This is a genomic window from Streptomyces carminius (assembly GCF_002794255.1).
GTDB classification, from domain to species: domain Bacteria; phylum Actinomycetota; class Actinomycetes; order Streptomycetales; family Streptomycetaceae; genus Streptomyces; species Streptomyces carminius.
Genome location: NZ_PGGW01000060.1, coordinates 301,775 through 324,859 on the forward strand (window position 1 = coordinate 301,775; position 23,085 = coordinate 324,859).

The 23,085-nt window shown below is 72.1% G+C and carries 21 protein-coding genes; 13 read left to right on the top strand and 8 right to left on the bottom strand.

Features of this window, described 5'->3' with window-relative positions:
* The first annotated feature begins 134 nt into the window (after positions 1–134).
* The 4 genes from CUT44_RS20170 to CUT44_RS20185 all read left to right on the top strand — a co-directional run bounded on the left by CUT44_RS20170 (position 135) and on the right by CUT44_RS20185 (position 6,870).
* Complete coding sequence (locus tag CUT44_RS20170; RefSeq protein ID WP_100203296.1) at positions 135–4,016, top strand: multifunctional oxoglutarate decarboxylase/oxoglutarate dehydrogenase thiamine pyrophosphate-binding subunit/dihydrolipoyllysine-residue succinyltransferase subunit; 3,882 nt, start codon at positions 135–137, stop codon at positions 4,014–4,016.
* Between the two features lie 535 nt (positions 4,017–4,551).
* The gene (locus CUT44_RS33595) at positions 4,552–4,728 is read left to right on the top strand and encodes a DUF6104 family protein (RefSeq protein WP_100203297.1); all 177 of its coding nucleotides are present in this window, start codon (positions 4,552–4,554) and stop codon (positions 4,726–4,728) included.
* 175 nt (positions 4,729–4,903) lie between these two features.
* Positions 4,904–5,824 carry a DUF4097 family beta strand repeat-containing protein gene (locus CUT44_RS20180; RefSeq protein WP_233221512.1) on the top strand — a complete coding sequence of 307 codons (921 nt, stop codon included), beginning with the start codon at positions 4,904–4,906 and terminating at the stop codon, positions 5,822–5,824.
* A 2-nt stretch (positions 5,825–5,826) separates the two neighbouring features.
* On the top strand, positions 5,827–6,870 hold the full coding sequence (locus CUT44_RS20185) for a PadR family transcriptional regulator (RefSeq protein ID WP_100203299.1): 1,044 nt from the start codon (positions 5,827–5,829) through the stop codon (positions 6,868–6,870).
* A gap of 83 nt (positions 6,871–6,953) precedes the next feature.
* Here CUT44_RS20185 and CUT44_RS20190 read toward each other — a convergent pair whose 3' ends face one another.
* The 4 genes from CUT44_RS20190 to CUT44_RS20205 form a co-directional block, all read right to left on the bottom strand.
* Complete coding sequence (locus CUT44_RS20190) at positions 6,954–7,916, bottom strand: zinc-binding dehydrogenase (RefSeq protein WP_100203300.1); 963 nt, start codon at positions 7,914–7,916, stop codon at positions 6,954–6,956.
* 172 nt (positions 7,917–8,088) lie between these two features.
* Positions 8,089–8,862 carry an amino acid ABC transporter ATP-binding protein gene (locus CUT44_RS20195; RefSeq protein ID WP_100203301.1) on the bottom strand — a complete coding sequence of 258 codons (774 nt, stop codon included), beginning with the start codon at positions 8,860–8,862 and terminating at the stop codon, positions 8,089–8,091.
* Complete coding sequence (locus tag CUT44_RS20200; RefSeq protein WP_100203434.1) at positions 8,859–9,812, bottom strand: amino acid ABC transporter permease; 954 nt, start codon at positions 9,810–9,812, stop codon at positions 8,859–8,861. Before CUT44_RS20200 ends, CUT44_RS20195 begins: the two co-directional genes overlap by 4 nt.
* Positions 9,813–9,925: 113 nt before the next feature.
* Positions 9,926–10,906, bottom strand: a complete 981-nt coding sequence (locus tag CUT44_RS20205) for an ABC transporter substrate-binding protein (protein WP_100203302.1) — start codon at positions 10,904–10,906, stop codon at positions 9,926–9,928.
* A gap of 603 nt (positions 10,907–11,509) precedes the next feature.
* Between CUT44_RS20205 and CUT44_RS20210 the strand changes: the two genes are divergently transcribed.
* Positions 11,510–12,715, top strand: a complete 1,206-nt coding sequence (locus tag CUT44_RS20210) for an NAD(P)-dependent malic enzyme (RefSeq protein WP_100203303.1) — start codon at positions 11,510–11,512, stop codon at positions 12,713–12,715.
* Here CUT44_RS20210 and CUT44_RS20215 read toward each other — a convergent pair.
* Positions 12,663–13,313: a methyltransferase domain-containing protein gene (locus CUT44_RS20215; protein WP_233221513.1), complete on the bottom strand. Its 651-nt coding sequence runs from the start codon at positions 13,311–13,313 to the stop codon at positions 12,663–12,665. The two genes, CUT44_RS20210 and CUT44_RS20215, sit on opposite strands and share 53 nt — an antisense overlap.
* 79 nt (positions 13,314–13,392) lie before the next feature.
* Between CUT44_RS20215 and CUT44_RS20220 the strand changes: the two genes are divergently transcribed.
* Positions 13,393–14,007 carry a CGNR zinc finger domain-containing protein gene (locus CUT44_RS20220; protein WP_100203305.1) on the top strand — a complete coding sequence of 205 codons (615 nt, stop codon included), beginning with the start codon at positions 13,393–13,395 and terminating at the stop codon, positions 14,005–14,007.
* On the opposite strand, the gene sodX is transcribed toward CUT44_RS20220, so the two are convergent.
* Positions 13,926–14,342 (bottom strand): nickel-type superoxide dismutase maturation protease, encoded by a 417-nt coding sequence (gene sodX / locus CUT44_RS20225; RefSeq protein ID WP_100203306.1) that lies wholly within the window; start codon positions 14,340–14,342, stop codon positions 13,926–13,928. The two genes, CUT44_RS20220 and sodX, sit on opposite strands and share 82 nt — an antisense overlap.
* A 204-nt stretch (positions 14,343–14,546) precedes the next feature.
* On the opposite strand from sodX, the gene sodN reads away from it, so the two are divergent.
* On the top strand, positions 14,547–14,942 hold the full coding sequence (sodN, locus tag CUT44_RS20230; RefSeq protein ID WP_100203307.1) for a superoxide dismutase, Ni: 396 nt from the start codon (positions 14,547–14,549) through the stop codon (positions 14,940–14,942).
* A gap of 156 nt (positions 14,943–15,098) precedes the next feature.
* Here the strand turns inward: sodN and CUT44_RS20235 are convergent, their stop codons facing one another.
* Positions 15,099–15,629, bottom strand: a complete 531-nt coding sequence (locus CUT44_RS20235) for a hypothetical protein (protein ID WP_100203308.1) — start codon at positions 15,627–15,629, stop codon at positions 15,099–15,101.
* 696 nt (positions 15,630–16,325) lie between these two features.
* Between CUT44_RS20235 and CUT44_RS20240 the strand changes: the two genes are divergently transcribed.
* Positions 16,326–17,402 (top strand): helix-turn-helix domain-containing protein, encoded by a 1,077-nt coding sequence (locus CUT44_RS20240; RefSeq protein ID WP_158239639.1) that lies wholly within the window; start codon positions 16,326–16,328, stop codon positions 17,400–17,402.
* 90 nt (positions 17,403–17,492) lie between these two features.
* Positions 17,493–18,617: a peptidoglycan-binding protein gene (locus tag CUT44_RS20245; protein WP_100203310.1), complete on the top strand. Its 1,125-nt coding sequence runs from the start codon at positions 17,493–17,495 to the stop codon at positions 18,615–18,617.
* An 84-nt stretch (positions 18,618–18,701) separates the two neighbouring features.
* On the opposite strand, the gene CUT44_RS20250 is transcribed toward CUT44_RS20245, so the two are convergent.
* Positions 18,702–19,094, bottom strand: coding sequence for a DUF2267 domain-containing protein (locus CUT44_RS20250; RefSeq protein WP_408646764.1), 393 nt, complete (start codon positions 19,092–19,094; stop codon positions 18,702–18,704).
* Between the two features lie 747 nt (positions 19,095–19,841).
* On the opposite strand from CUT44_RS20250, the gene CUT44_RS34125 reads away from it, so the two are divergent.
* The 4 genes from CUT44_RS34125 to CUT44_RS20270 all read left to right on the top strand — a co-directional run bounded on the left by CUT44_RS34125 (position 19,842) and on the right by CUT44_RS20270 (position 23,065).
* Positions 19,842–20,780 carry a 1-aminocyclopropane-1-carboxylate deaminase/D-cysteine desulfhydrase gene (locus CUT44_RS34125; protein WP_408646765.1) on the top strand — a complete coding sequence of 313 codons (939 nt, stop codon included), beginning with the start codon at positions 19,842–19,844 and terminating at the stop codon, positions 20,778–20,780.
* A 9-nt stretch (positions 20,781–20,789) separates the two neighbouring features.
* Entirely contained in the window at positions 20,790–21,326 is a 537-nt protein-coding gene (locus CUT44_RS20260; RefSeq protein ID WP_100203313.1) for a GNAT family N-acetyltransferase, read from the top strand.
* 297 nt (positions 21,327–21,623) lie between these two features.
* The gene (locus CUT44_RS20265) at positions 21,624–22,037 is read left to right on the top strand and encodes an ATP-binding protein (RefSeq protein WP_100203314.1); all 414 of its coding nucleotides are present in this window, start codon (positions 21,624–21,626) and stop codon (positions 22,035–22,037) included.
* A gap of 59 nt (positions 22,038–22,096) precedes the next feature.
* Positions 22,097–23,065 carry an RNA polymerase sigma factor SigF gene (locus tag CUT44_RS20270; protein WP_100203435.1) on the top strand — a complete coding sequence of 323 codons (969 nt, stop codon included), beginning with the start codon at positions 22,097–22,099 and terminating at the stop codon, positions 23,063–23,065.
* Positions 23,066–23,085: the final 20 nt, after the last annotated feature.

Here is a 23,085-nt window from a genome sequence, read left to right on the forward strand (position 1 = left end):
AACGCCGAAACAGGTCCCCGGATGTGACTTAGACGACCCCAACCGCCTGCCGACTGCACCGAACGGCTCGGGGAGCGTAGCCTTTATTTCTGCTGTCCACCCATACAGGTAAGCGGAAGAGGGCGGTTGCCGCCGTGTCGCCACAGGCCCCCAAGACTTCGAGCTCCCCCAGCCCCCGGCAGGGAGGGACCCCGACCCCCGAGAAGGACGGACAGGGAACCGGACCCGCCGGCTTCGGTCCCAACGAGTGGCTCGTCGACGAGATCTACCAGCAGTACCTCCAGGACCCGAACTCGGTCGACCGGGCCTGGTGGGACTTCTTCGCCGACTACAAGCCCGGGCAGGCCGCCGCGGGAGCCGCGGCCCCCACCGCGTCGAAGCCGACGGCCGAGCCCGGGGCGCCCCAGGCGCCCGCCCGGGCCCAGCAGCAGGCCCAGCCTCAGCAGCCGCAGCAGCCGCGGGCCGCGGCCCCCGCCGGGAAGGCCGCCGAGCAGCCCGCGGCGAAGGCCCCCGCGCGGCCCGCGCCGGCGAAGGACGAGCCGAAGAAGGCCGAACCCACCGGGGCCGCACCGAAGAAGGACGAGCCGAGGAAGCCCGAGCCGAAGAAGGCCGAGCCGGCGGCGACGGAGCCGGAGGCCCGGGAGGGCGGACCGGAGTACGTGCCGCTGCGCGGCCCGGCCGCCGCGGTCGCCCGGAACATGAACGCCTCGCTGGAGCTGCCGACGGCCACCTCGGTGCGCGCGGTCCCGGTGAAGCTGCTCGTCGACAACCGCATCGTCATCAACAACCACCTCAAGCGCGCCCGCGGCGGCAAGGTGTCCTTCACCCACCTGATCGGCTACGCCATGGTGAAGGCGCTCAGGGCGATGCCGTCGATGAACCACTCGTACACCGAGCGGGACGGCAAGCCGACGCTGGTCAAGCCCGACCACGTCAACCTCGGCCTGGCCATCGACCTGGTCAAGCCCAACGGCGACCGCCAGCTCGTGGTGGCCGGCATCAAGAAGGCCGAGACGCTCACCTTCTTCGAGTTCTGGCAGGCCTACGAGGACATCGTCCGCCGGGCCCGCGCGGGCAAGCTGACGATGGAGGACTTCTCCGGCGTCACCGCCTCGCTGACCAACCCCGGCGGCATCGGCACCGTCCACTCGGTGCCGCGGCTCATGCCCGGCCAGGGCGTGATCCTGGGCGTGGGCGCCATGGAGTACCCGGCCGAGTTCCAGGGCACCTCCCAGGACACCCTGAACAAGCTGGGCATCTCCAAGGTCATGACGCTGACCAGCACCTACGACCACCGGGTGATCCAGGGCGCCGCCTCCGGCGAGTTCCTGCGGATCATCCACCAGCTGCTGCTCGGCGAGGAGAACTTCTACGACGACATCTTCGAGGCGCTGCGCATCCCCTACGAGCCGGTCCGCTGGCTCAAGGACATCGACGTCAGCCACGACGACGACGTCACCAAGGCCGCCCGCGTCTTCGACCTGATCCACTCCTACCGGGTGCGCGGCCACGTCATGGCCGACACCGACCCGCTGGAGTACAAGCAGCGCAAGCACCCGGACCTGGACATCACCGAGCACGGGCTCACCCTGTGGGACCTGGAGCGCGAGTTCGCCGTCGGCGGCTTCGCCGGCAAGTCGGTGATGCGGCTGCGCGAGATCCTGGGCGTGCTGCGCGACTCGTACTGCCGCACCACCGGCATCGAGTACATGCACATCCAGGACCCCAAGCAGCGCAAGTGGATCCAGGACCGCGTCGAGCGCTCGCACTCCTCGCTGGAGCGCGACGAGCAGCTGCGCATCCTGCGCCGGCTCAACGCCGCCGAGGCGTTCGAGGTCTTCCTGCAGACCAAGTACGTCGGCCAGAAGCGGTTCTCGCTGGAGGGCGGCGAGTCCGTCATCCCGCTGCTGGACGCGGTGCTGGACGCCGCCGCCGAGGCCCGGCTGGACGAGGTCGTCGTCGGCATGGCCCACCGCGGCCGCCTCAACGTGCTGGCCAACATCGTCGGCAAGTCCTACGCCCAGATCTTCCGCGAGTTCGAGGGCAACCTCGACCCGAAGTCGATGCACGGCTCCGGCGACGTGAAGTACCACCTGGGCGCCGAGGGCACCTTCACCGGCCTGGACGGCGAGCAGATCAAGGTCTCGCTCACCGCCAACCCCTCCCATCTGGAGGCCGTGGACCCGGTCGTGGAGGGTGTGGCCCGCGCCAAGCAGGACATCATCGGCAAGGGCGGCACCGACTTCACCGTCCTGCCCGTCCAGCTCCACGGCGACGCGGCCTTCGCCGGGCAGGGCGTGGTGGCCGAGACGCTGAACATGTCGCAGCTGCGCGGCTACCGAACCGGCGGCACCGTGCACGTCGTCATCAACAACCAGGTCGGCTTCACCGCGCCGCCCGAGTCGGCGCGCTCCTCGATGTACGCCACCGACGTGGCGCGGATGATCGAGGCGCCGGTCTTCCACGTCAACGGCGACGACCCGGAGGCCTGTGTCCGGGTGGCGCGGCTGGCCTTCGAGTTCCGCCAGGCGTTCAACAAGGACGTGGTGATCGACCTCGTCTGCTACCGCCGCCGCGGGCACAACGAGGCCGACAACCCGCACTTCACCCAGCCGGTGATGTACAACCTGATCGACAAGAAGCGCTCGGTGCGCAAGCTCTACACCGAGTCGCTGATCGGCCGGGGCGACATCACCCTGGAGGAGGCCGAGCAGGCGCTCCAGGACTTCCAGGGGCAGCTGGAGAAGGTCTTCACCGAGGTCCGCGACGCCACCGCCACCCCGGCACCGGCCGAGGTGCCCGCCCCGCGGGCGGAGTTCCCGGTCGCGGTGGAGACCGGGGTCAGCGCGGAGGTCCTCAAGCGGATCGCCGAGTCCCAGGTGAACATCCCCGAACGCATCACCGTCCACCCGCGGCTGATGCCGCAGCTCCAGCGCCGCGCGGCGATGGTGGAGGAGGACCGGATCGACTGGGCGATGGGCGAGACGCTGGCCATCGGCTCACTGCTGATGGAGGGCACTCCCGTCCGGCTGTCCGGCCAGGACTCCCGCCGCGGCACCTTCGGCCAGCGGCACGCCGTCCTGGTGGACCGGGAGACCGGCGAGGACTACACCCCGCTGCTGTACCTGTCCGAGGAGCAGGCCCGTTTCAACGTCTACGACTCGCTGCTGAGCGAGTTCGCGGCGATGGGCTTCGAGTACGGCTACTCGCTGGCCCGGCCCGAGGCGCTGGTGATGTGGGAGGCGCAGTTCGGCGACTTCGTCAACGGCGCCCAGACGGTGGTCGACGAGTTCATCTCCTCGGCCGAGCAGAAGTGGGGCCAGACCTCCGGCGTCACGCTGCTGCTGCCGCACGGCTACGAGGGCCAGGGCCCGGACCACTCCTCGGCCCGGATCGAGCGCTTCCTCCAGCTGTGCGCACAGAACAGCATGACGGTCGCGATGCCGACCCTGCCGTCGAACTACTTCCACCTGCTGCGCTGGCAGGTCCACAACCCGCACCACAAGCCGCTGATCGTCTTCACCCCGAAGTCGATGCTGCGGCTGAAGACGGCGACCTCCAAGGCGGCGGAGTTCACCGCCGGCCGCTTCCAGCCGGTGATCGGCGACACCGCGGCCGACCCGGCGCGGGTGACCAAGGTCGTCTTCTGCTCCGGCAAGGTCTACTACGACCTCGCCGCGGAGCGCGAGAAGCGGAACGCCACCGACACCGCGATCGTCCGGCTGGAGCGGCTGTACCCGCTGCCCAGCAAGGAGATCCAGGCCGAGGTCGCCCGCTACGGCAACGCCTCCACGATCGTGTGGGCCCAGGAGGAGCCGGCGAACCAGGGCGCGTGGCCGTTCATCGCGCTCAACCTGGTCGACCACCTCGACCTGTTCATCGGCTCCGGCACCCCGAGCACCGAGCGGCGGCTGCGCCGGGTCTCGCGCCCGTCGTCCTCCTCGCCGGCGGTCGGCTCGGCCAAGCGCCACCAGGCCGAGCAGCAGCAGCTCGTCGAGGAGGTCTTCGACCTCTGAGCGGTGTGCCGGCGCCGGGTACGGCACCGGCACGGCAGCCGGGAAACGCGGCGGGGCCCGCCGTACGGATTCCGTACGGCGGGCCCCGCCGCGTTCGTCCGGGCGCGGGCGCGTCCGGGGCGCGGGGTGCCGGGCGGGGCGCGGGGGCTCGGCCCGGGAAGGGCTCGCAGTCCCCGTACGGCAGCGTGTGCTGCCGGGGAGTTGAGCGTGTGAGGACGCTGCACGCCCGGAGTACGGACCAGTTGCCGGAGAGCTCCGTCCTCGGCCCTGCCCGCGTCCTCCCTCTCCCCCGGCGCACGCGGGTGCGGAGCGAGTGCGACCACGCGCGGAAGGGTGAGCGGGTGGCCGGCGGCTCCCCATCCCGTCGGCCGCCGTCAGCCGCCGTCGGCGGCCGGTCCGCCGAACGCCCCCGCGGCGCCCGTCAGGCTGCCGGCGCGAGACCCCGCCCACCGCCGGAAACGGCGCTTCGGGCCCCGCATACGCTGAACCGGGGAGAGAACACCCCCGACCGTCCAGGTTCCACAGGAGCACACACATGTACTTCACCGACCGCGGCATCGAGGAGCTGGCACAGCGGCGCGGCGAGGAGGAGGTCACCTTCGAGTGGCTCTCCGAGCAGCTGCGGACCTTCGTCGATCTCAACCCGGACTTCGAAGTTCCCGTCGAGCGGCTGGCGACCTGGCTGGCGCGGCTGGACGACGAGGACGACTGAGGACTGACGGCTGACGGCTGACGGCTGACGGCTGACGGCTGACGGCGCGGCGGGTCGCCGGGGACCGGTGACCGGTGCCGCCCGGCGCAGCGGGCCCTTGACTTCCCGTCTCCGCGATATATCGTGTTTTCCGAGACGCGATATGTCGTCGCATGCCGAGACAGGGGAGGCCGTCGTGCCAGGCCGGTCCGAATGGTCCGTCGACGAGCCGCGCAGGCTCGACTTCGACGAGGACGTCCACACACTGCGGGTCCGCGTCCTCAACGGGACGGTCAACGTCGTCGGCACCGGCGACCCGGCCACCCGGCTGGAGGTCGGCGCCCTCGACGGCCCCCCGCTGCGGGTCGCCCTGGAGGGCGGCATCCTCACCGTCGCGTACGACGACCTGCCCTGGCAGGGTTTTCTCACCCTGCTCGACCGCGGGAGCCGGCGGCACCGGGCCGACGTGTCGCTCGCCGTACCGGCCGGGATCCGGGTCGAGGTGGGGGTCGTCGGGGCCGACGCGGTGATCACCGGCGTCGAGGGCGGTACGGAGGTGCGCGCGATCACCGGCTGCGTCACCCTGGTGGGCCTGGCCGGCCCGGTGCGGGCCGACACCGTCTCCGGCGCCGTCGAGACCCAGGGGGTCACCGGTGGTCTGCGGTTCAACTCCGTCTCCGGCGATCTGACCGTCCTCGACGGGGGCGACGCCCCGGTCCGGGCCGACTCGGTCGGCGGCGACATGGTGGTGGACCTCGGCCCGGTCCGCCGGGAGCGGCCCGCGGACATCCGGCTCAACTCCGTCTCCGGCCAGATCGCCGTACGCCTGCCGCACCCGGCCGACACCGTGGTGGAGGCGGGCACCGCCGGAGGCACCGTGTCCTGCGCCTTCGAGGAGCTGCGGGTCTCCGGGCAGTGGGGCGCCAAGCGGATCACGGGCACCCTCGGAGCGGGCGCCGGACGGCTGCGGGCCACCACCGTCTCCGGTTCGATAGCCCTGCTGCGCCGCCCGGCCGGGGACGACGGGGAGTCCGCTCCCCCCGGCGGCTCCGGTGTTCCCGCCCGGCCCCGGGGCACCGGCCCCGCGGACCAGGACTCCCTGCGTAAGGACGTGTGACCATGCCCCCCGTCTTCGCCCACGGACGACTGCGCCTGTACCTGCTGAAGCTGCTCGACGAGGCGCCGCGCCACGGCTACGAGGTGATCCGGCTGCTGGAGGAGCGCTTCCAGGGGCTGTACGCCCCCTCCGCCGGCACGGTCTACCCCCGGCTGGCCAAGCTGGAGGCCGAGGGCCTGGTCAGCCACACCACCGAGGGCGGCCGCAAGGTCTACTCCCTCACCGACGCCGGCCGCGCCGAACTCACCGGCCGGCAGGGCGAGCTGTCCGAGCTGGAGCGGGAGATCCACGAGTCCCTGGCCGCCCTGGCCGCCGACATCCGGGAGGACGTCAGCGGCGCGGCCGGCGATCTGCGCCGCGAGGTGCGCGAGGCCGCGGAGCGGAACCGCAGCACTCCGGCCGGGGGCGGGGAGGGCTGGGACACCGCCGGCTGGGAGAGTGCCTGGGAGAACGTGTGGGAGGCCGCGAGGGAGACGGCCCGGGGCGACAAGGACGCGCTCCGGACGGTGCAGGAGGAGATGCGGCGGGCCCGGGAGCAGTGGCAGGAGCAGGCCCGGCGGGCCCGGCAGGAGGCCCAGCAGGCCCGGCACCAGGCGCGCAAGGCTCGTCAGGCGCGGGACGCGGCCCGGGAGGAGGCCCTGCGGATCGCCCGCCAGGTCCAGCAGGAGGTGCAGTCCCAGGCACAGCGGGGCGACTGGCAGGGCGCGGTGCGCACGGGGATGTCCGAGCTGGCCCGGCATCTGGGCGGTCTGGGCGGGCCGGGCGGAGGCGCCGGTCACGGCACGTCCCGGCCGCCCCGCGGGAAGCCGGAGGAAGCCGGGGTCCCGGCGCCGGAGTGGGCCGAGGAGCCCGCCGACCCGCCCCGGGATCCGGCGCGCGAGCTGGAGAGGCTGCTGGACCGCTTCCGCGACGACGTGCGGGACGCGGCGCGCGACCACGGGGTGAGCCAGGAGCAGCTGGGTGAGGCCCGCCGCCGGCTGTCCGCGGCGGCGGTCCGCATCGTCGCCGTGCTGCGGGACGCCGAGCCTCCGTCCCCGGAGCGGTGACCGGGGGGTGACCGAGGGGTGACCGGGGGGCGGTGCGGCCCGTCCGGTCCCGCCGGGGCCGGACGGGCCGCACCGCCGGTGCGTCAGCGCGTCAGGACGACCTTGCCGAAGATGTCCCCCGCCGCCATCTTCGCGAAGCCCTCACGGGCCCGCTCCAGCGGCAGCACGGAGTCGACCACCGGGCGGACGCCCTTGGCCGCGCAGAAGCTCAGCAGCCCGGCCAGCTCCTCCTTGGAGCCCATCGTGGAGCCGACGACCTTCAGTTCCAGGAAGAAGATCCGGTTCAGCTCGCCGGAGGGCGGGGTGACCCCGCTGGTCGCTCCCGAGATCACCAGTGTGCCGCCGCGCCTGAGCGACTTCACCGAGTGGGACCAGGTGGCGGCACCCACCGTCTCGATCACCGCGTCCACCCGGTGCGGCAGCCGCGCCCCGCTCTCCAGGGCGGCCTCGGCGCCCAGTTCCTCGGCCCGCCGGCGCTTGGCCGCGTCACGGCTGGTGGCGAAGACCCGCAGCCCCGCAGCCGCGCCCAGCACGATGGCCGCCGTGGCCACCCCGCCGCCCGCGCCCTGCACCAGGACCGAGTCGCCGGGCCGTACCCCGGCGCCCGTGAAGAGCATCCGGTAGGCGGTCAGCCAGGCCGTCGGCAGGCAGGCGGCCTCCTCGAAGGAGAGTTCCTTCGGCTTGGGCAGAACGTTCCACTGCGGTACGGCCACCCGCTCGGCGAAGGTGCCCTGGTACTTCTCGGTGAGGATGGAGGGCTGCTCGCGCGGCCCGACGCCGTGCCCGGTCGCCCCGATCACCGGGTAGACGACGACCTCGTTGCCGTCGGCGTCCACCCCGGCGGCGTCGCAGCCCAGGATCATGGGCAGCGACTCCTCGCCCAGACCGACCCCGCGCAGGGACCACAGGTCGTGGTGGTTGAGGGAGGCCGCCCTGACGTCGATGGCCGTCCACCCCGGCGGAACCTCCGGTTCCGGACGTTCGCCCAGCTCCAGTCCGTTCAGTGGCTGATCGCGGTCGATGCGCGCGGCATAGGCAGCAAACATGTACCGACCCTAGGCCGAGCGGCAGCCCGGCGAAACCGAATACCGGTGTGACACTCGCCGCTGACCAGGGCGGAAAGCCGGACAGCCCGGCCGGGCACACGGCGGAACGCCGCGGTGGCGGGGTGCCCGGCCGGGCACCCCGCCACCGCGCGCGCCGGACGATCCCGGAGCCTCACAGGACCTTCGACAGGAACGCCTTCGTCCGTTCGTGCCGCGGATCGGTCAGCACCTCGCGCGGGTGGCCGGCCTCGACGACCACCCCGTCGTCCATGAAGACCAGCGAGTCGCCGACCTCCCGGGCGAAGCCCATCTCATGGGTGACGACGATCATCGTCATGCCGTCCTCGGCCAGCCCGCGCATGACGTCGAGCACCTCGCCGACCAGCTCGGGGTCGAGCGCCGAGGTGGGCTCGTCGAACAGCATCAGCTTGGGCTCCATCGCCAGTGCCCGGGCGATGGCGACCCGCTGCTGCTGGCCGCCGGAGAGCTGGGAGGGGTAGTTGTTCGTCTTGTCGCCCAGGCCGACGCGGTCCAGCAGTTTCAGCGCCCGCTCCCGGGCCACCGCCCTGCTCACGCCCTTGACCTGGACCGGTGCCTCCATGACGTTCTCCACCGCGGTCATGTGCGGGAAGAGGTTGAAGCGCTGGAAGACCATGCCGATGTCCCGGCGCTGGGTGGCGACCTCCCGCTCCTTCAGCTCGTAGAGCCGGTCGCCCTTCTGCCGGTAGCCGACGAGGCGGCCGTCGACCCACAGCCGGCCGGCGCTGATCTTCTCCAGGTGGTTGATGCACCGCAGGAAGGTGGACTTCCCCGAGCCGGACGGGCCGACCAGGCAGAAGACCTCACCCGGGGCGACCTCCAGGTCGATGCCCTTGAGGATGTGGGCGTGGCCGAAGGACTTGTGGACGCCCTCCGCCTTCACCATGGGAACCGCCGGGCTGGTCATATCGTCCTCCCTCCCACCTGGCTCGGTGTGCGGAACGAGCCCAGGCTCCTCCTCACCCGCTGCCACGGGGTGGGCGGCAGGCTGCGGGAGGAACCGCGCTGGAAGTGGCGTTCCAGGTAGTACTGACCGATGCTGAAGACCGTGGTGAGGACCAGGTACCAGATGGTCGCCACCAGCAGCAGCTCCATCACCGCGAGGTTGCGCGAGGAGATCTTGGTGGCCGACAGCAGTACCTCGCCGTACTGGATGATGTAGGCCAGCGACGAGGTCTTGAGCATGTTGACGAACTCGTTGCCGGTGGGCGGGATGATCACCCGCATGGCCTGCGGCAGCACGATCCGCCGCATGGTGCGGGAGCCGGTCATGCCGAGCGCGTGGGCCGCCTCGGTCTGACCCTCGTCGACCGACTGGATGCCCGCCCGGCTGATCTCGGCCATGTAGGCGGCCTCGTTCAGGCCCAGGCCCAGCAGCGCGGCGAGGAACGGCGTCATCACGTCGTTCATCTCGTCGCGGTAGAAGCCGAGGTCCAGGATCGGGAAGATCAGCGCCAGGTTGTACCAGAGCAGCAGCTGCACCAGGACGGGCGTACCGCGGAAGATCCAGATGTAGCCCCAGGCGACGGAGGACATCACCGGGTTCTTCGACAGCCGCATCACCGCCAGGAGGGTGCCGAGCACGACGCCCAGCAGCATCGCGAGCACGGTGATCCACAGGGTGTTGAGGGCTCCCCGGACGATCGTCTCGTGGTCGAGGTACTCGCCCACCGTCGCCCAGGTGATGTCGGCGTCCGCGAACGCCGACACCAGCAGGGCTAGCACGGCCAGCACGAGCACGGCGCTGATCCACCGGCCGTAGTGGCGCACCGGGATGGCTTTGACGGCCTCGGGCGGCACCGGCCGGCCGCCGGCCGCCGGTACGGCCCCGTCCGCCCCGCCGGAGTCCTTGGTCATGGACACCGCCGGGGCGTTGTTCTCGGGGTTCTCGGACTCTGCGAGGTCTTCGGGTTCGGGCACGGATGGTTACCTTCGTTCGGACTGCTCTGGAGCGGTGCGGTCCGGACGGCTCACTCGCCGCCGTTGACGGTCGCCTCTTCGACCCCGGCACCGGCGACGTCCCACTTCTCCAGGACCTTCTGGTACTCGCCGTTGTCGATGATCGCGTCGAGGGCCGCCTTGATGGCGTCGCGCAGTTCGGTGTTCTTCTTGCTCACCGCTATGCCGTAGGGAGCGGCGTTGATCTGGTCGCCGACGACCTCGAAGTCGCCGCCCCCGCCGGAGGTCTTGGCGTTGTACGCGGCGACCGGGTAGTCGTTGATGTCCGCGACCGCGCGTCCCTGCTTGACCTGGAGCAGCGCGTCGGTGTCCTTCTCGAACGCGAGGATCTTGATGGGCTTGTCGCACTTCTCGCTCTGCTCTTCGGCGAGGTCCTCGTTCGCCGTGCCGCGCTGGAGGGCGACGGTCCTGCCGCAGAGGTCGTCCAGGGACTCGATGCCCTCGGGGTTGCCCTTCTTGACCAGGATCGCGGAGCCGGCCCGGAAGTAGTCGACGAAGTCCGCGCCGCCCTGGGCGTCCTCGCTCTCGCCCTGCTGGCGCTCCTTGGTGTCGGTCATGGCCGACATCACGATGTCGAAGCGGCCGGAGTTCATGCCGAGGACGAGCTGGTCGAAGGTCCCGTTGCTGAACTTGAACTCGACACCGAGCTGCTTCTCCAGGGCATCGGCCAGATCGGGGTCCACACCCGCGACCTGGTCGTTCTCGTCGTAGAACTCGATCGGCGCGTAGGCGATGTCCGAGCCGACCTTGATGACGCCCGCCTTCCGGATGTCCGCGGGCAGCTTGTCGTGCAGCGGGGCGGCGTTCGCGCTCTCCGTCTTCTTGCCGCCGTCGCCGTCGCCGTCACCACCGCCGTCGGTCTGGTCCCCGCAGGCGGTGAGCAGCAGGGAGCCCGCGACCACGACGGCTCCGACCGCGGCCAGGCGCCGGCGGGCGGACGGCCTCGGGGACCCTCCCACCGTGGACAGGGGGCGGGTGGTACGTGCGGTCATGGGTGGTCCTCCTGCGGGGTGAGTGGAGTAGCCGGTCGGCCGGACGCGCCCCGGAGGACGGTCCTGGCCTGTGCGATGAAGCGCATCTTGCCATCCGGACACCGGGAGCCATGACGCCGACCGTGTCAAAATCGGGTAACGGGCGATCGGAGACGACCGCTTCCGACAGCGGCGCGCCCCTTGTCTGCTCGTATGAGTGGGGTGACACGCGGAACGAGAGCTTTGTCACTCTCCTCCCGTCCTCCTCCCGCCCCCTTGCCGCGTCTTTGCCGCGTTCCCGCCGCACCGAGCGGGCCGTCGGCCGCCATACGGCCGTTCTGCCGGGAAACAGCCGTTTCGACCACCTGCCCCCGGGGGCATCCGGGACAGGACACGGCGGCCGGGAGGATGCGAAAGCCACTCGTACCGGCGGGGCTCATCCGGTAGAAAGTGCGTTTACACCCCTCACCCGGGGACCAGGGCGCGTGTGCGGCGCGCCCGGCGTCCGTACCCGCCCCGACGGTGGCCCCATCCACCGGACGGGCCGCGGACGCGGTGCCCGCCCGCTCCTCGACCAGGACGCGGCCACCCTCGACAGAATCAGCGACAAAGGGGTTGAACACAGTGGCAGCGGAGATCGTCAATTCCGGGAGCGACCTGGACGACGGCGTCGACGCGAGCATCGATCCGGCCTTCGCCCTGCACCGCGGCGGCAAGATGGCGGTCCGGGCGACCGTGCCGGTGCGGAACGCGGACGACCTTTCCCTGGCCTACACACCGGGTGTGGCGAAGGTGTGCAGCGCCATCGCCGAGCAGCCGGAACTGGTCCACGACTACACCTGGAAGTCACAGACCGTCGCGGTCGTCACGGACGGCAGCGCGGTGCTCGGCCTGGGCGACATCGGCCCGGAGGCCTCCCTGCCGGTGATGGAGGGCAAGGCCATCCTCTTCAAGCAGTTCGGCGGCGTGGACGCGGTCCCGATCGCGCTGGACTGCCGGGGGATCGACGAGATCGTGGACACCGTCGCCCGGCTCGCGCCCTCCTTCGGCGGCATCAACCTGGAGGACATCTCCGCGCCCCGCTGCTTCGAGATCGAGCGCCGGCTCCAGGAGCGGGTGGACATCCCGGTCTTCCACGACGACCAGCACGGCACGGCCGTCGTCACCCTCGCCGCGCTGCGCAACGCCGCCCGGCTGCGCGGGGTCGCGCTCGGCGAGCTGCGCGCGGTCGTCTCGGGCTCGGGCGCGGCAGGGGTGGCCATCGCCAGGATCCTGGTGGAGGCGGGCATCGGCGACGTGACGGTCTGCGACCGCCGGGGCGTCGTCTCCACCGGTCGCGCGGACCTCACCGACGTCAAGCGGGAGGTGGCCGGCTTCACCAACCGGGCCGGGCTCAGCGGCTCGCTGGGGGACGCGCTGGCGGGCGCGGACGTCTTCATCGGCGTCAGCGGCGGTACGGTCCCCGAGGCCGCCGTCGCGCGGATGGCGAAGGGCGCGTTCGTCTTCGCCATGGCCAACCCCACCCCGGAGATCCACCCGGACGTGGCCCGCCGGTACGCCTCGGTGGTCGCCACCGGCCGCAGCGACTACCCGAACCAGATCAACAACGTCCTCGCCTTCCCCGGCATCTTCGCGGGCGCCCTGCAGGTGCGGGCCGCGCGGATCACCGAGGGCATGAAGCTGGCCGCCGCCGAGGCGCTGGCCGCGGTGGTGGCCGACGAGCTGAGCGAGGAGTGCGTGATCCCCTCGCCGTTCGACGAGCGGGTCGCCCCGGCGGTCACCGCCGCCGTCGCCGCGGCGGCCCGCGCCGAGGGCGTGGCCCGGCGCTGAGCGCCGCCGTCGAGCCGTGGGGGTGGTGCGGGCCGGCCCGCACCACCCCCACGGCCGTCACCCGGCCGTCACCGCAGGGCGAGCACCGTCGCGTCGACGGAGGGGCCCACACCGTCCGCGCCTCGGCGAAGCCCGCCGCCCGCAGCGCCGCCGCGAGCTGCCCGTACAGCGTCCGCAGCCCGTCGGTGCGCAGCCAGTGCGGCGCGGTGGAGGTGAGCACGGCGTCGTACGCGCGGTGCGGCAGCTCGTCCCGCCACCGCGGGTCGCGCAGGCCGGCCCGGACGAACTGCACCCGGGAGTCGGCGGCGAAGTAGCCGCGCGCGATGGCCGGCAGGGCCGGGCCGAGGCCGATCCTTGGGCTGGTGGCCATCGGAAACCGGCGCAGCAGACGGTCGGAGACGCCACCCGTACCGCACGCCGGGTCCAGCACGCCCGGCCCGGGACCCACCAGCGCCTCGGCCGAGTCCAGCATCGTCCGGAACCGCTCCTCACGGCCGGGCGGACAGCTCTCCTGCTGCCGGTCCCAGAGGGTCCGCCAGTACCGCCGGTCCGTGTGCGCGCCCGTGTCCGTCTCGCTCACGGCAACCTCCTGTGCCATCGAGGGTAATAGGCTGGTTCCCCCAAGGGCCCTTACTCGGCCCCGGCATGACCACAGGACGATTCCGTAAGGACCACAAGTGGAACTGAGCCATTACTCGGACTTCGCCGTGCGGCTGGTCAACACCGAGCAGCCCCGGCGCGGCGAGGACACGCTCACCTCGGTCGAGGCCGTACGCGCCCTCTTCGGCCCCGGGCAGACCGCCGCCCGGCGCGCCACCGAGGCCGACGTGACCCGGCTGCGGAACGTCCGCACCCGGCTGCGGGCGGTCTTCACGGCGGCCTCCGAGGGCGACCAGGTCGGGGCTGTGGGCCTGCTCAACGCCCTGCTGATGGAGTTCCCCGCCAGCCCGCAGATCTCCGGCCACGACCACCTGGACGACCGGGGCCGGCCCCGCTGGCACCTGCACCTGGCCGACCACCCCGCCAACGCCACCGCCGGCTACGCGGCCACCGCCTGCATGGGACTGGCCTTCCACCTCACCGAGCTGGGCGTGGAGCGGCTGGGCATCTGCCAGGCCGATCCCTGCCGCAACGCCTATCTGGACACCTCGACCAACCGCTCGCGGCGCTACTGCTCGGACCGCTGCGCCACCCGCGCCAACGTCGCGGCCTACCGCGCCCGCAAGCGCCTGGAGGGCAGCGGCCGCACCGCCGAGAACACCCAGCCCAGCAACGCGCCGGGGGTTCGCTGAACCAGCCGCGGAGGCCGCAGCCGCACCCAGGCGCGCGCCACCACCAGTTCGTCGGGCACCACCCCGAACTCCCGGCTGTCGTTGCGCACGGACGGGTTGTCGCCCCGCACCCACCAGCCGCCCGCGCGCCGCGCCACGGCACGCTTGACGATCAGCAGATCGTGCTGGAAGGGGTGGCGCATCACCACCACGCGCCCGGGCCGCACCTCTCCCCCGTAACGCACCACCAGCAGATCACCGGGGACCAGCGTCGGCTCCATCGAGGGGTTGTAGACCTCGGCCAGCCCGATCCGCAGCAGTCCGCGGCCGTCCTGCTCGTCCACCCGCTCCGGCATCCGCGGCACCTCCGGTCCTCGCCTCCGCGACTGTCCCCGCGCCTGTCCTCGGCCCAGTCTTCCCGACCGCCGTTCCCGGGTTCCCCCGGACCCGCCCATGCTTCCTCCGACTTTTGTCCCAAGCCGGTGGGGGCACACGCGAAAAGGCATCCCGCACGGAGTAACCTCACCCGAGAGAAGACGATCACGAGGAAGGACAGCTCTATGCTCTCCCGCCTGTTCGCCCCGAAGGTGAAGGTCAGCGCGCACTGCGACCTTCCCTGCGGCGTCTACGACCCGGCCCAGGCGCGTATCGAGGCCGAGTCGGTCAAGGCCATCCAGGAGAAGTACCAGGCCAACGACGACCCGCACTACCGGGCCCGTGCGACGTACATCAAGGAGCAGCGGGCCGAGCTCGCCAAGCACCACATCTCGGTGCTGTGGAGCGACTACTTCAAGGCGCCGCACTTCGAGAAGTACCCGCAGCTCCACCAGTTGGTGAACGACGCGCTCAAGGCCGCCTCCGCGGCCAAGGGCTCCACCGACCCGGCGACGGGCCAGAAGCTGCTGGACCTCATCGCCGAGATCGACAAGATCTTCTGGGAGACCAAGAAGGCCTGATCTTGATTTACGCCTTCTGACCTGCGGTTTCCCTGACCGTCCGGTCTTGCTGTCCGCACCCGGTCCGCGGGGCGCCGAGCACGGCGTCCCTCACGGACCGGGTGCGGTACTTCTCCCCCGGTCCTCCTCCCCGGCGGGATTACGCCGTACCGCGCGTCAGGCCGGTGCGGTGCCGGCCGGCGCCGCCGGGCGCTCCGGCTGGTCGCGGTGGAGGAACGCCAGGAGCGCGAACCAGACCAGGATCATGATGCTGGCCGGGCGCAGGAACACCTCGCCGAGGACGTTCCCGACGAAGGAGTAGCCGCCGAGCCAGACACCGGTGAGGACGCCGACCGCGCGAACCGGCCAGGAACGGCTGACCAGGGAACTCGCCACGATCCAGACACCGGCGAGGACATGGGCACCGAGGCGGACCGCCCAGGCCGTGTCGTCATCGACTTCGTTGATCACCATGATGCCGGCGAGTACGTCGGCGGCCACCCAGCCGTAGCCCGCGGCCTTGGCCCAGGGGGCCGCATCCAGGCGCGACACCAGGAAGAGGATCGAGAGGTGGAAGAAGACCCCCACGTACTCTCCCCACACCACGCCCGGGCTTATGAAGAAGCTGACCATGATCGGGAAGAACAGCACGAGCGGAAGCAGCGCCACGAAGCGCAGACTGGCATAGTGCCGCCGGGGATCGAGCATCGGGGAAGCCCTTTCACGTGAGTTGTCCGGGCGGCTCGAACAGCACCGGAGAGACCCTGTCGACCCGTCAACAGGTGATTCGGGTGGAGCCACCGCGCCGTGGCTGCGGTGGAAACGCGCCTGCGGGACGGGGCCGGACTGCCGTCAGCGCCGAAACCCCCACGACATCCGGCACCTTCGAGCCGGAACTGAGCGTCCTCGTCCGCCTGTGCGAGTCCCACGGGAGTCTACGGCAGGACGATCTTGCCGCCGCCACCTGACGGACCGGTACCGGTCCCCCCGCCCCGGCCACCGGATCCGCCGGGACCGGCAAGCGCCCGCCACTCGTCTCGCGCCGCATCCCATCGCCCCGGACAACCGCAGCTCAGAGACGGTACGCCGTCCCAGCGTCCCAGATCGCCGGAATCGCGTTGACGCGTCCGGCGGGCCCGTGACACACATGTCTCGTCGGCCCAGCGGACTCGGGGGAGCGCTGAGCCGGCCACAGCGAAGCGGTGCACGTCCGGACCTCCGTCCCCATGGGGGAACACGGGGGATCATGAATGAGACGGTGATCCGGACGGGCCGCGGGCATTCCGGCGGATGCCCGCGACTCCTCGGTGCGTCCGCTTCCCGTCGGACCCGTCCCTGGCCCCGCTCACCCCGATACGATGGCCCCGTCATCGGGCGGACCCGCGTCTCGGGAGAGGGTCAGGGATGGGCCACGATGGAACCTCGGAGCTGGCAGCCGCGCTGCGCGACCTGAAGGGACGCACGGGACACAGCTTCGAGACGCTGGCCACGCGGACCGGGATCAGCCGTTCCGCGCTGCACCGCTACTGCTCCGGCAAGTCGGTTCCAGCCGTTTTCGGAACCGTGGAGCGCTTCGCCAAACGATGCGGGGCGGACCGGGACGAACTGGTCGAACTCCACCGGTTGTGGGCGCTGGCCACCGAGTCGTCCGGGCCCCCCGCGCCGGAGTCGCGACCGGAATCACGGCCGGAACGGCGCCCGGGACCGGTCACCACCGCACCACCTGCCGCGGTCCCGGCCGCCTCCCCGGCCGCGGCGCCCGTCCCGTCGTGGTCGCGGCAGCCGCCGGTCCGGATCCTCGCGGCGCTCCGCCCGTCCGTCCGGCAGTGGCCGCGGCTCCTGGCCGGCGTACTGGCCACGGCCGTGGCCGGTGCCGTCCTGATCGCGGGGGTGCGCGGCGCCGCGGAGGCCGCGGACGACGAGCGGCTGCTGCTCTCGGACGCCTGCCCGGACACGATCGGCCAGGGGCAGCAGGGCGAGTGCGTACGGGAGGTTCAGCGCCTGATCGCCGGGGCCGGCGGGAGAACGGCGGCCGACGGCCGCTTCGTGGGAGACACCCGGCGCGCGGTGCTGGCCTTCCAGACACTGGCCGAGGTACGGCCCAACGGCGTCGTCGACCGGGCGACCAAGCAGGCGCTGTACGAGGGCGGGGTGTCCCTCGCCACTTGGGACAGGGACCGGATCACCGACCACATCCGGAAGGTCTTCGCCGAGGACCCGGAGGCGGCGGTGCGGACGGCCGAGTGCCGGTCGCTGCTGGACCCGCACTACGTGCTCTCCCACCCCGACGCCTCGCGCACCTGGGGTGTCTTCCAGATCTCCGAGGAGCGGCTGCGGAAGATGGGCGCCACTCCCGCGGACGCGCTGGACCCGGAGTGGAACATCGAGGCGGCCCACCGGCTCTGGGGCGGGAAGGACTCCGGCCGGTGGCCGCGCTGCCTGGTCTCGCTGGAACCCGGCCCCCGTTCCGGCGACGGCTGAATCCGGCCATCCGCCAACGCCGTGCCACTCGGTGTTCCTACGATGTACGCGTCGTGATCCGGGCGACCACAAGTGCGGAGGTCTGGGGCAATGCGGGACGGTCGGGGCGAGGCCCGTGTCGAGGAGTTCGCCTCGGCTCTGCGCGAGTTGAAGGAACGTACCCCGCACAGTTACGAGACGCTGGCCGCCCGGCTGGACCTCAGCCGTTCCGCGCTGCACCGCTACTGCTCCGGGAAGGCGGTTCCCCCGGACTTCGGCACGGTGGAGCTGCTGGCGCGGCAGTGCGGAGCGGGCCGGGACGAGCTGACGGAGCTGCACCGGCTGTGGACCCTGGCTTCCGAGCCGCCGCCCACGCACCCGGAACGGGCCCGGGATCCGGACCAGGGCCAGGACCAGGAGCCGGTGTCCGGCAGCGGGGACACCGGGGAGGAGCCCGCCGCGGCCACGGCGGCGTCCCGGCCCCGCCGCGGGCTGTGGCTCGTCGCCGCCGTCGTCGTGGCCGCCGTGATCGCCGCCGCCCTGGCGTGGGCCTCGTTCGGCGACCGGAAGGGCGGGGCGGCGGCGGACGACCGGCTGCTGTTCTCCGCGGAGTGCCGGGATCCGGTCCACATCGGTCAGGAGGACGAGTGCGTACGGGAGGTCCAGCAACTGCTGGCCGACGCCGGGGCGACCATCGGGATCGACGGCATCTTCGGCCCGGAGACCCTGCGCCGGGTGGAGGCGTTCCAGGTACGGGCGGGCCTGGCGGTGGACGGGATCGTCGGGGACGACACCAAGCGGGCGCTGTACGCGGGAAAGGTGCCGATGACCACCTGGGACGAGGACCGGCTCACCGACCGTATCCGGAAGGTCTTCACCGAGGACCCGGAGACGGCGGTCCGGATCGCCCGATGCCAGTCCCGCCTCGACCCGCTGTACGTCCTTCCCAACGTCGACGGCAGCCGGAACTGGGGCGTCTTCCAGATCTCCGACGCGCGGCTCCGTGATCTGCGCGGCACCCCCGCGCAGGCGCTGGACCCGGAGTGGAACATCAGGGCGGCCCACCGGCTGTGGTCCCAGAAGCAGGACTTCAGTCACTGGCCGCACTGCCTCTCCGCCATCGTCGGCGACGGCGACGGCCGGAAGAAGGACACGGAGAAGGACGGAAAGGGCGGCCGGGACGAGGCGGAAGCCGGACAGGACCGGCCGGCGGACCGGGGCACCGAAGCCCCCTGACCGGCGCCGCCCTTCCCCCGGTGTGTCAGGCCAGCGGCCCGCAGCGACGATCGTCCGCTGCGGGCCGCTGGCCCGACCGTCCGGTCACGCCGCCGGAACGAGCCGGGCGGCGAGCTGGGCACGCCCGAAGAGCAGGGCGTAGCCGGTCGGAAGCCGGCCGATGATCCGGTCCAGCAGGTCGTCGCCGGCCAGTTCGGCGACGACGCTCAGCACCGAGCTGACGTCCCATCGGGCGGTCGCCGGGGTGGCGCCCTCGATGCGCGCCGCGACACTGTCGACGAACTGCGCGCCACTCATCGCCTTGGTGACCTGGAGCTGGTCGGTCAGCACGCGCATGCCCTCCTGGGGCAGGCGGATGGCCAGCTCCGTGCGTTCCTGCCCGGTGAGATGGCCTCCCAGGGCCGAGAGCACGATCCGCGCGACGCGTTCGGCCTCTCTGACCGTCGGGTACTGCCCCCGCTCACGTACCTTTGCCACGAACTCGCTCCACCGCATGTTCCATCTCCCCTTCCGTACTGCTGGTACTGGTGAGGTGGTCGGTACAGCCGTCACTCAACTGCCCTGCCGGGGTCGGCCGGTGATACGGCACTGAGTGCACTGTCTCGTACTCACCTGTATAACCCATGCCAAGAAAACTTGACAACGTCCGACTCACGGCAGCACAGCCACCTCATGTCAGCCCTGATCCAGGGGAAGCGCGTCAGCGGGCGTCCACAGACCCGGGCGTACACCGTGTGCCCCGGAAAAACGCTTTCATACGGACCGGAAATCAACATTCGCGAAGGCGCACCGGAGCGTCCGTGCCGCCCCCCGGAACACTCGCCGGGTGACGGCACACCTGCCGGGACCCGCCTGGCACGCTCTCCTCCCCGCACCGCGACAACCCGGTACAGCCGGTCCGGGACGGCAGGAGAAGCCCCGGTCCACCGGGCACACCTCGAACCGGAAGCAGACGGAAGCGGCATTCCTCATGGATCAGAACTCTCTCCGCACCTCCGCGCACATCCGGCAAGGGTCCTCCGGCCGCCACCGCGGCCGCGGACGGCCGTTCCGGCCGCCCGCGGCCGCCCGTACGGTCACAACCGCAACTCCGCGGAGGGCCCGGACGGGCAGACGGGACGCTCGCGGCGTCCGGGCCTCCCCTGGCCGACGCCCCGGGCGCCCCGCGGCCGGGCCCGGCCACCACGGCACGGCGTGCCATCCCGGGAACGGGAGAATGGCGGGGTGAGCAGCACAGCACCCGGACAGCCCGGCCGGCCCGGACCGGCCGACCCCGCCGCCGCCCTGACCGCCCTCGCGCCGCGGCTGCCGTCCCCCCTCACCGAGATCGCCGACGAGCGCTTCGCCCGCCGCGGTGTACGGCTGCTGCTCAAGCGCGACGACCTGATCCATCCGGACCTCGTCGGCAACAAGTGGCGCAAGCTGGTGCCGAACCTGCGTGCCGCCCTCCGGTCCGGAGAGCACACCCTGCTGACCTTCGGCGGCGCGTACTCCAATCACCTGCGCGCCACCGCGGCCGCCGGACGGCTGCTGGGCCTGGCCACGATCGGGGTCGTACGGGGCGAGGAACTGGCCGGCCGGCCGCTCAACCCCTCCCTGGCCCGCTGCGCCGCGGACGGCATGCGGCTGCACTTCGTGACGCGGGCCGCGTACCGCCGCAGGGCCGACCCGGACTGGACCGCGCGGCTGCGCGACCGCTTCGGCCCCTTCCGCCTCATACCCGAGGGCGGCAGCGACGCCGCGGCCGTACGGGGCGCCGCCGGGCTGGGCCGGGAACTGCGCGGCAGGGCCGACGTGGTGGCGGTCGCCTGCGGTACGGGCGGCACGCTCGCCGGGCTCGCCGCCGGGCTGGCGGACGGGCAGCGGGCCATCGGCTTCGCCGTACTGCGCGGCGGCTTCCTCGGCGGCGAGGTGGAGCGCCTCCAGCACGCCGCCTTCGGCGGACGACGCGGTGACTGGCGGGTGGAGGACCGTTTCCACTGCGGCGGCTTCGCCCGCACCACCGGCGCGCTGGAGGCGTTCGCGCGGGACTTCCGGGACCGCCACGGACTGCCGGACCTGGACCGCGTGTACGTCGCCAAGGCGCTGTACGGGCTGTCGGTGCTGGCCGGCGAGGGCGCCTTCGCTCCGGGGACGTCGGTGGCCGCGGTGGTCACCGGTTAGCCTTCCGGGGTGATTCGAGCAGCGGTCCCCTCCGACGTGCCGGTGATCCACGCCATGATCCGCGAACTGGCGGCGTACGAGCGGTCGTCGGAGCAGGTGCGGGCCACCGTGGAGCAGGTGCGCGACGCCCTCTTCGGCGCGGACCCGGCCGTCTTCGCGCTGATCGCCGAGGACGGCGGCGGCGAGCCGGTCGGCTTCGCCCTGTGGTTCCTGAACTTCTCCACCTGGACCGGCACCCACGGGGTGTACCTGGAGGACCTGTACGTCCGCCCCGCGGCGCGCGGCGCGGGCCACGGCAGGGCGCTGCTGGCCGAACTCGCCCGCATCTGCGCCGAGCGGGGTTACGAACGGCTCCAGTGGTGGGTACTGAACTGGAACGAGCCGTCCATCGGTTTCTACGAGTCGCTCGGTGCCGAGCCGATGGACGAGTGGACGGTGTACCGGCTGAGCGGCGCGCCGCTGCGGTCCCTCGCCGCCGAGCGGGCGCCGGGGGCCCCGGGGCCGCGGGAGGCCCCGGAACCGGCGGGGCCGGCGGGACGGCCGTAGCGGGAAGCGGCGGAAAGAGCGCGGAGCCCGGAATATCCGGGACGCCCCGGGCGTTGTGACGCAGCGTAGTGGGGGCAATTGATTACCGCAGACCCCTAGCCACGGACAGTGTCCATGTGTTTACTATGGGTGACGTTCGTGGGAAGGGTGCCCTCCGCAGCCCGGGCGACAGCATGCCTCGGATCGCGGTAGCGTCGCAGTCGAACGATCTGCCGCGCCGATCCGTTACATCTGTGCCCACAGGACGCCGACCGGCGTTCGCGGCAGTCACCAGCTCGTGCCACCTTGGAGGTGAGGGTGTCCCAGATCGCAGGCGAGCCCGGGACGCAGGACTTCGTCGAGGTCCGGTTGCCCGCAGCGGGCGCCTACCTGTCGGTGCTGCGTACGGCCACCGCCGGTCTCGCGGCCCGCTTGGACTTCACCCTCGACGAAATCGAGGATCTGCGCATCGCCGTCGACGAGGCGTGCGCCATCCTGCTCCAGCAGGCCCTCCCCGGCAGCGTGCTGAGCTGTGTCTTCAGGCTCGTCGGGGACTCGCTGTGGGTGACCGTCTCGGCGCCCACCACGGAAGGCCGCGCACCCGAGCGCGACACCTTCGCCTGGACGGTGCTCTCCGCGCTGGCCGGCGAGGTCGACTCGGCCGTGGCCGACGATCGCACGGTCAGCATCAGTCTGCACAAGAAGCGCGGCGCCGGTCCAGGGGCGTCGTGACCGACGCACACGGGCCGGTACGGGAAAAGGGGGTCGGGGTGAACGACCTGGAGCACGAAATGCGGACGAGCCGCCACGAGAAAGCGGTCGGTCCGGTCATTCCCGAGCAGCAAGCCCGGCCTCATCCAGCCGATTCCCAGCACCGGGTGGGGCAGGTGGACGCCGTGGAGGACCATGTCGTGGAGGACCGCGCCGTGGAGGACCTCCGGGGCGGCGGGCACGACGGGCCCGGGGACCGCGGGAACGGCGCGTCCGGGCACCGGCTGCCGGAGTCGCAGGACCGCGGCGGCGCCCGGGACCTCTTCGTCCGGCTGCGCTCCCTCCCGGACGGCTCCCCCGAGCGGGCCCAGCTGCGCGACACCCTGGTACGGATGCACCTGCCGCTGGTCGAGCACCTGGCGCGGCGCTTCCGCAACCGCGGCGAGCCGCTGGACGACCTGACGCAGGTGGCCACGATCGGTCTGATCAAGTCGGTGGACCGCTTCGACCCGGAGCGCGGTGTGGAGTTCTCCACCTACGCCACCCCGACGGTCGTCGGCGAGATCAAGCGGCACTTCCGCGACAAGGGCTGGGCGGTACGGGTGCCGCGCCGGCTCCAGGAGCTGCGGCTGTCCCTGACCACCGCGACGGCGGAGCTCTCCCAGCAGCACGGGCGCGCCCCGACCGTCCACGAACTGGCCGAGCGGCTGTCGATCTCCGAGGAGGAGGTCCTGGAGGGGCTGGAGTCGGCCAACGCCTACAGCACCCTCTCCCTGGACGTCCCCGACACCGACGACGAGTCCCCGGCCGTCGCGGACACCCTCGGGGCGGAGGACGACGCCCTGGAGGGCGTGGAGTACCGCGAGTCGCTCAAGCCGCTGCTGGAGGAGCTGCCGCCGCGCGAGAAGAAGATCCTGCTGCTCCGGTTCTTCGGCAACATGACCCAGTCGCAGATCGCGCAGGAGGTCGGGATCTCGCAGATGCACGTGTCGCGGCTGCTGGCCCGCACCCTCGCGCAGCTGCGCGACCGGCTGCTGGTCGAGGAGTAGCCCGGCGTCCCGGGCCGCGG

Excerpts from the sequence above, each read along its gene's own strand:
- CUT44_RS20200 (WP_100203434.1), bottom strand. The coding sequence starts at position 9,812 with ATGACCAAGGACTCCGGCGGGGCGGACGGGGCCGTACCGGCGGCCGGC.
- CUT44_RS20215 (WP_233221513.1), bottom strand. The coding sequence starts at position 13,313 with ATGGCACAGGAGGTTGCCGTGAGCGAGACGGACACGGGCGCGCACACG.
- CUT44_RS20195 (WP_100203301.1), bottom strand. The coding sequence starts at position 8,862 with ATGACCAGCCCGGCGGTTCCCATGGTGAAGGCGGAGGGCGTCCACAAG.
- CUT44_RS20205 (WP_100203302.1), bottom strand. The coding sequence starts at position 10,906 with ATGACCGCACGTACCACCCGCCCCCTGTCCACGGTGGGAGGGTCCCCG.
- CUT44_RS20270 (WP_100203435.1), top strand. The coding sequence starts at position 22,097 with ATGCGGACGAGCCGCCACGAGAAAGCGGTCGGTCCGGTCATTCCCGAG.
- CUT44_RS20185 (WP_100203299.1), top strand. The coding sequence starts at position 5,827 with ATGCCCCCCGTCTTCGCCCACGGACGACTGCGCCTGTACCTGCTGAAG.
- CUT44_RS33595 (WP_100203297.1), top strand. The coding sequence starts at position 4,552 with ATGTACTTCACCGACCGCGGCATCGAGGAGCTGGCACAGCGGCGCGGC.
- sodX (WP_100203306.1), bottom strand. The coding sequence starts at position 14,342 with ATGCCGGAGCGGGTGGACGAGCAGGACGGCCGCGGACTGCTGCGGATC.
- CUT44_RS20190 (WP_100203300.1), bottom strand. The coding sequence starts at position 7,916 with ATGTTTGCTGCCTATGCCGCGCGCATCGACCGCGATCAGCCACTGAAC.
- sodN (WP_100203307.1), top strand. The coding sequence starts at position 14,547 with ATGCTCTCCCGCCTGTTCGCCCCGAAGGTGAAGGTCAGCGCGCACTGC.
- CUT44_RS20240 (WP_158239639.1), top strand. The coding sequence starts at position 16,326 with ATGGGCCACGATGGAACCTCGGAGCTGGCAGCCGCGCTGCGCGACCTG.
- CUT44_RS20245 (WP_100203310.1), top strand. The coding sequence starts at position 17,493 with ATGCGGGACGGTCGGGGCGAGGCCCGTGTCGAGGAGTTCGCCTCGGCT.
- CUT44_RS20235 (WP_100203308.1), bottom strand. The coding sequence starts at position 15,629 with ATGCTCGATCCCCGGCGGCACTATGCCAGTCTGCGCTTCGTGGCGCTG.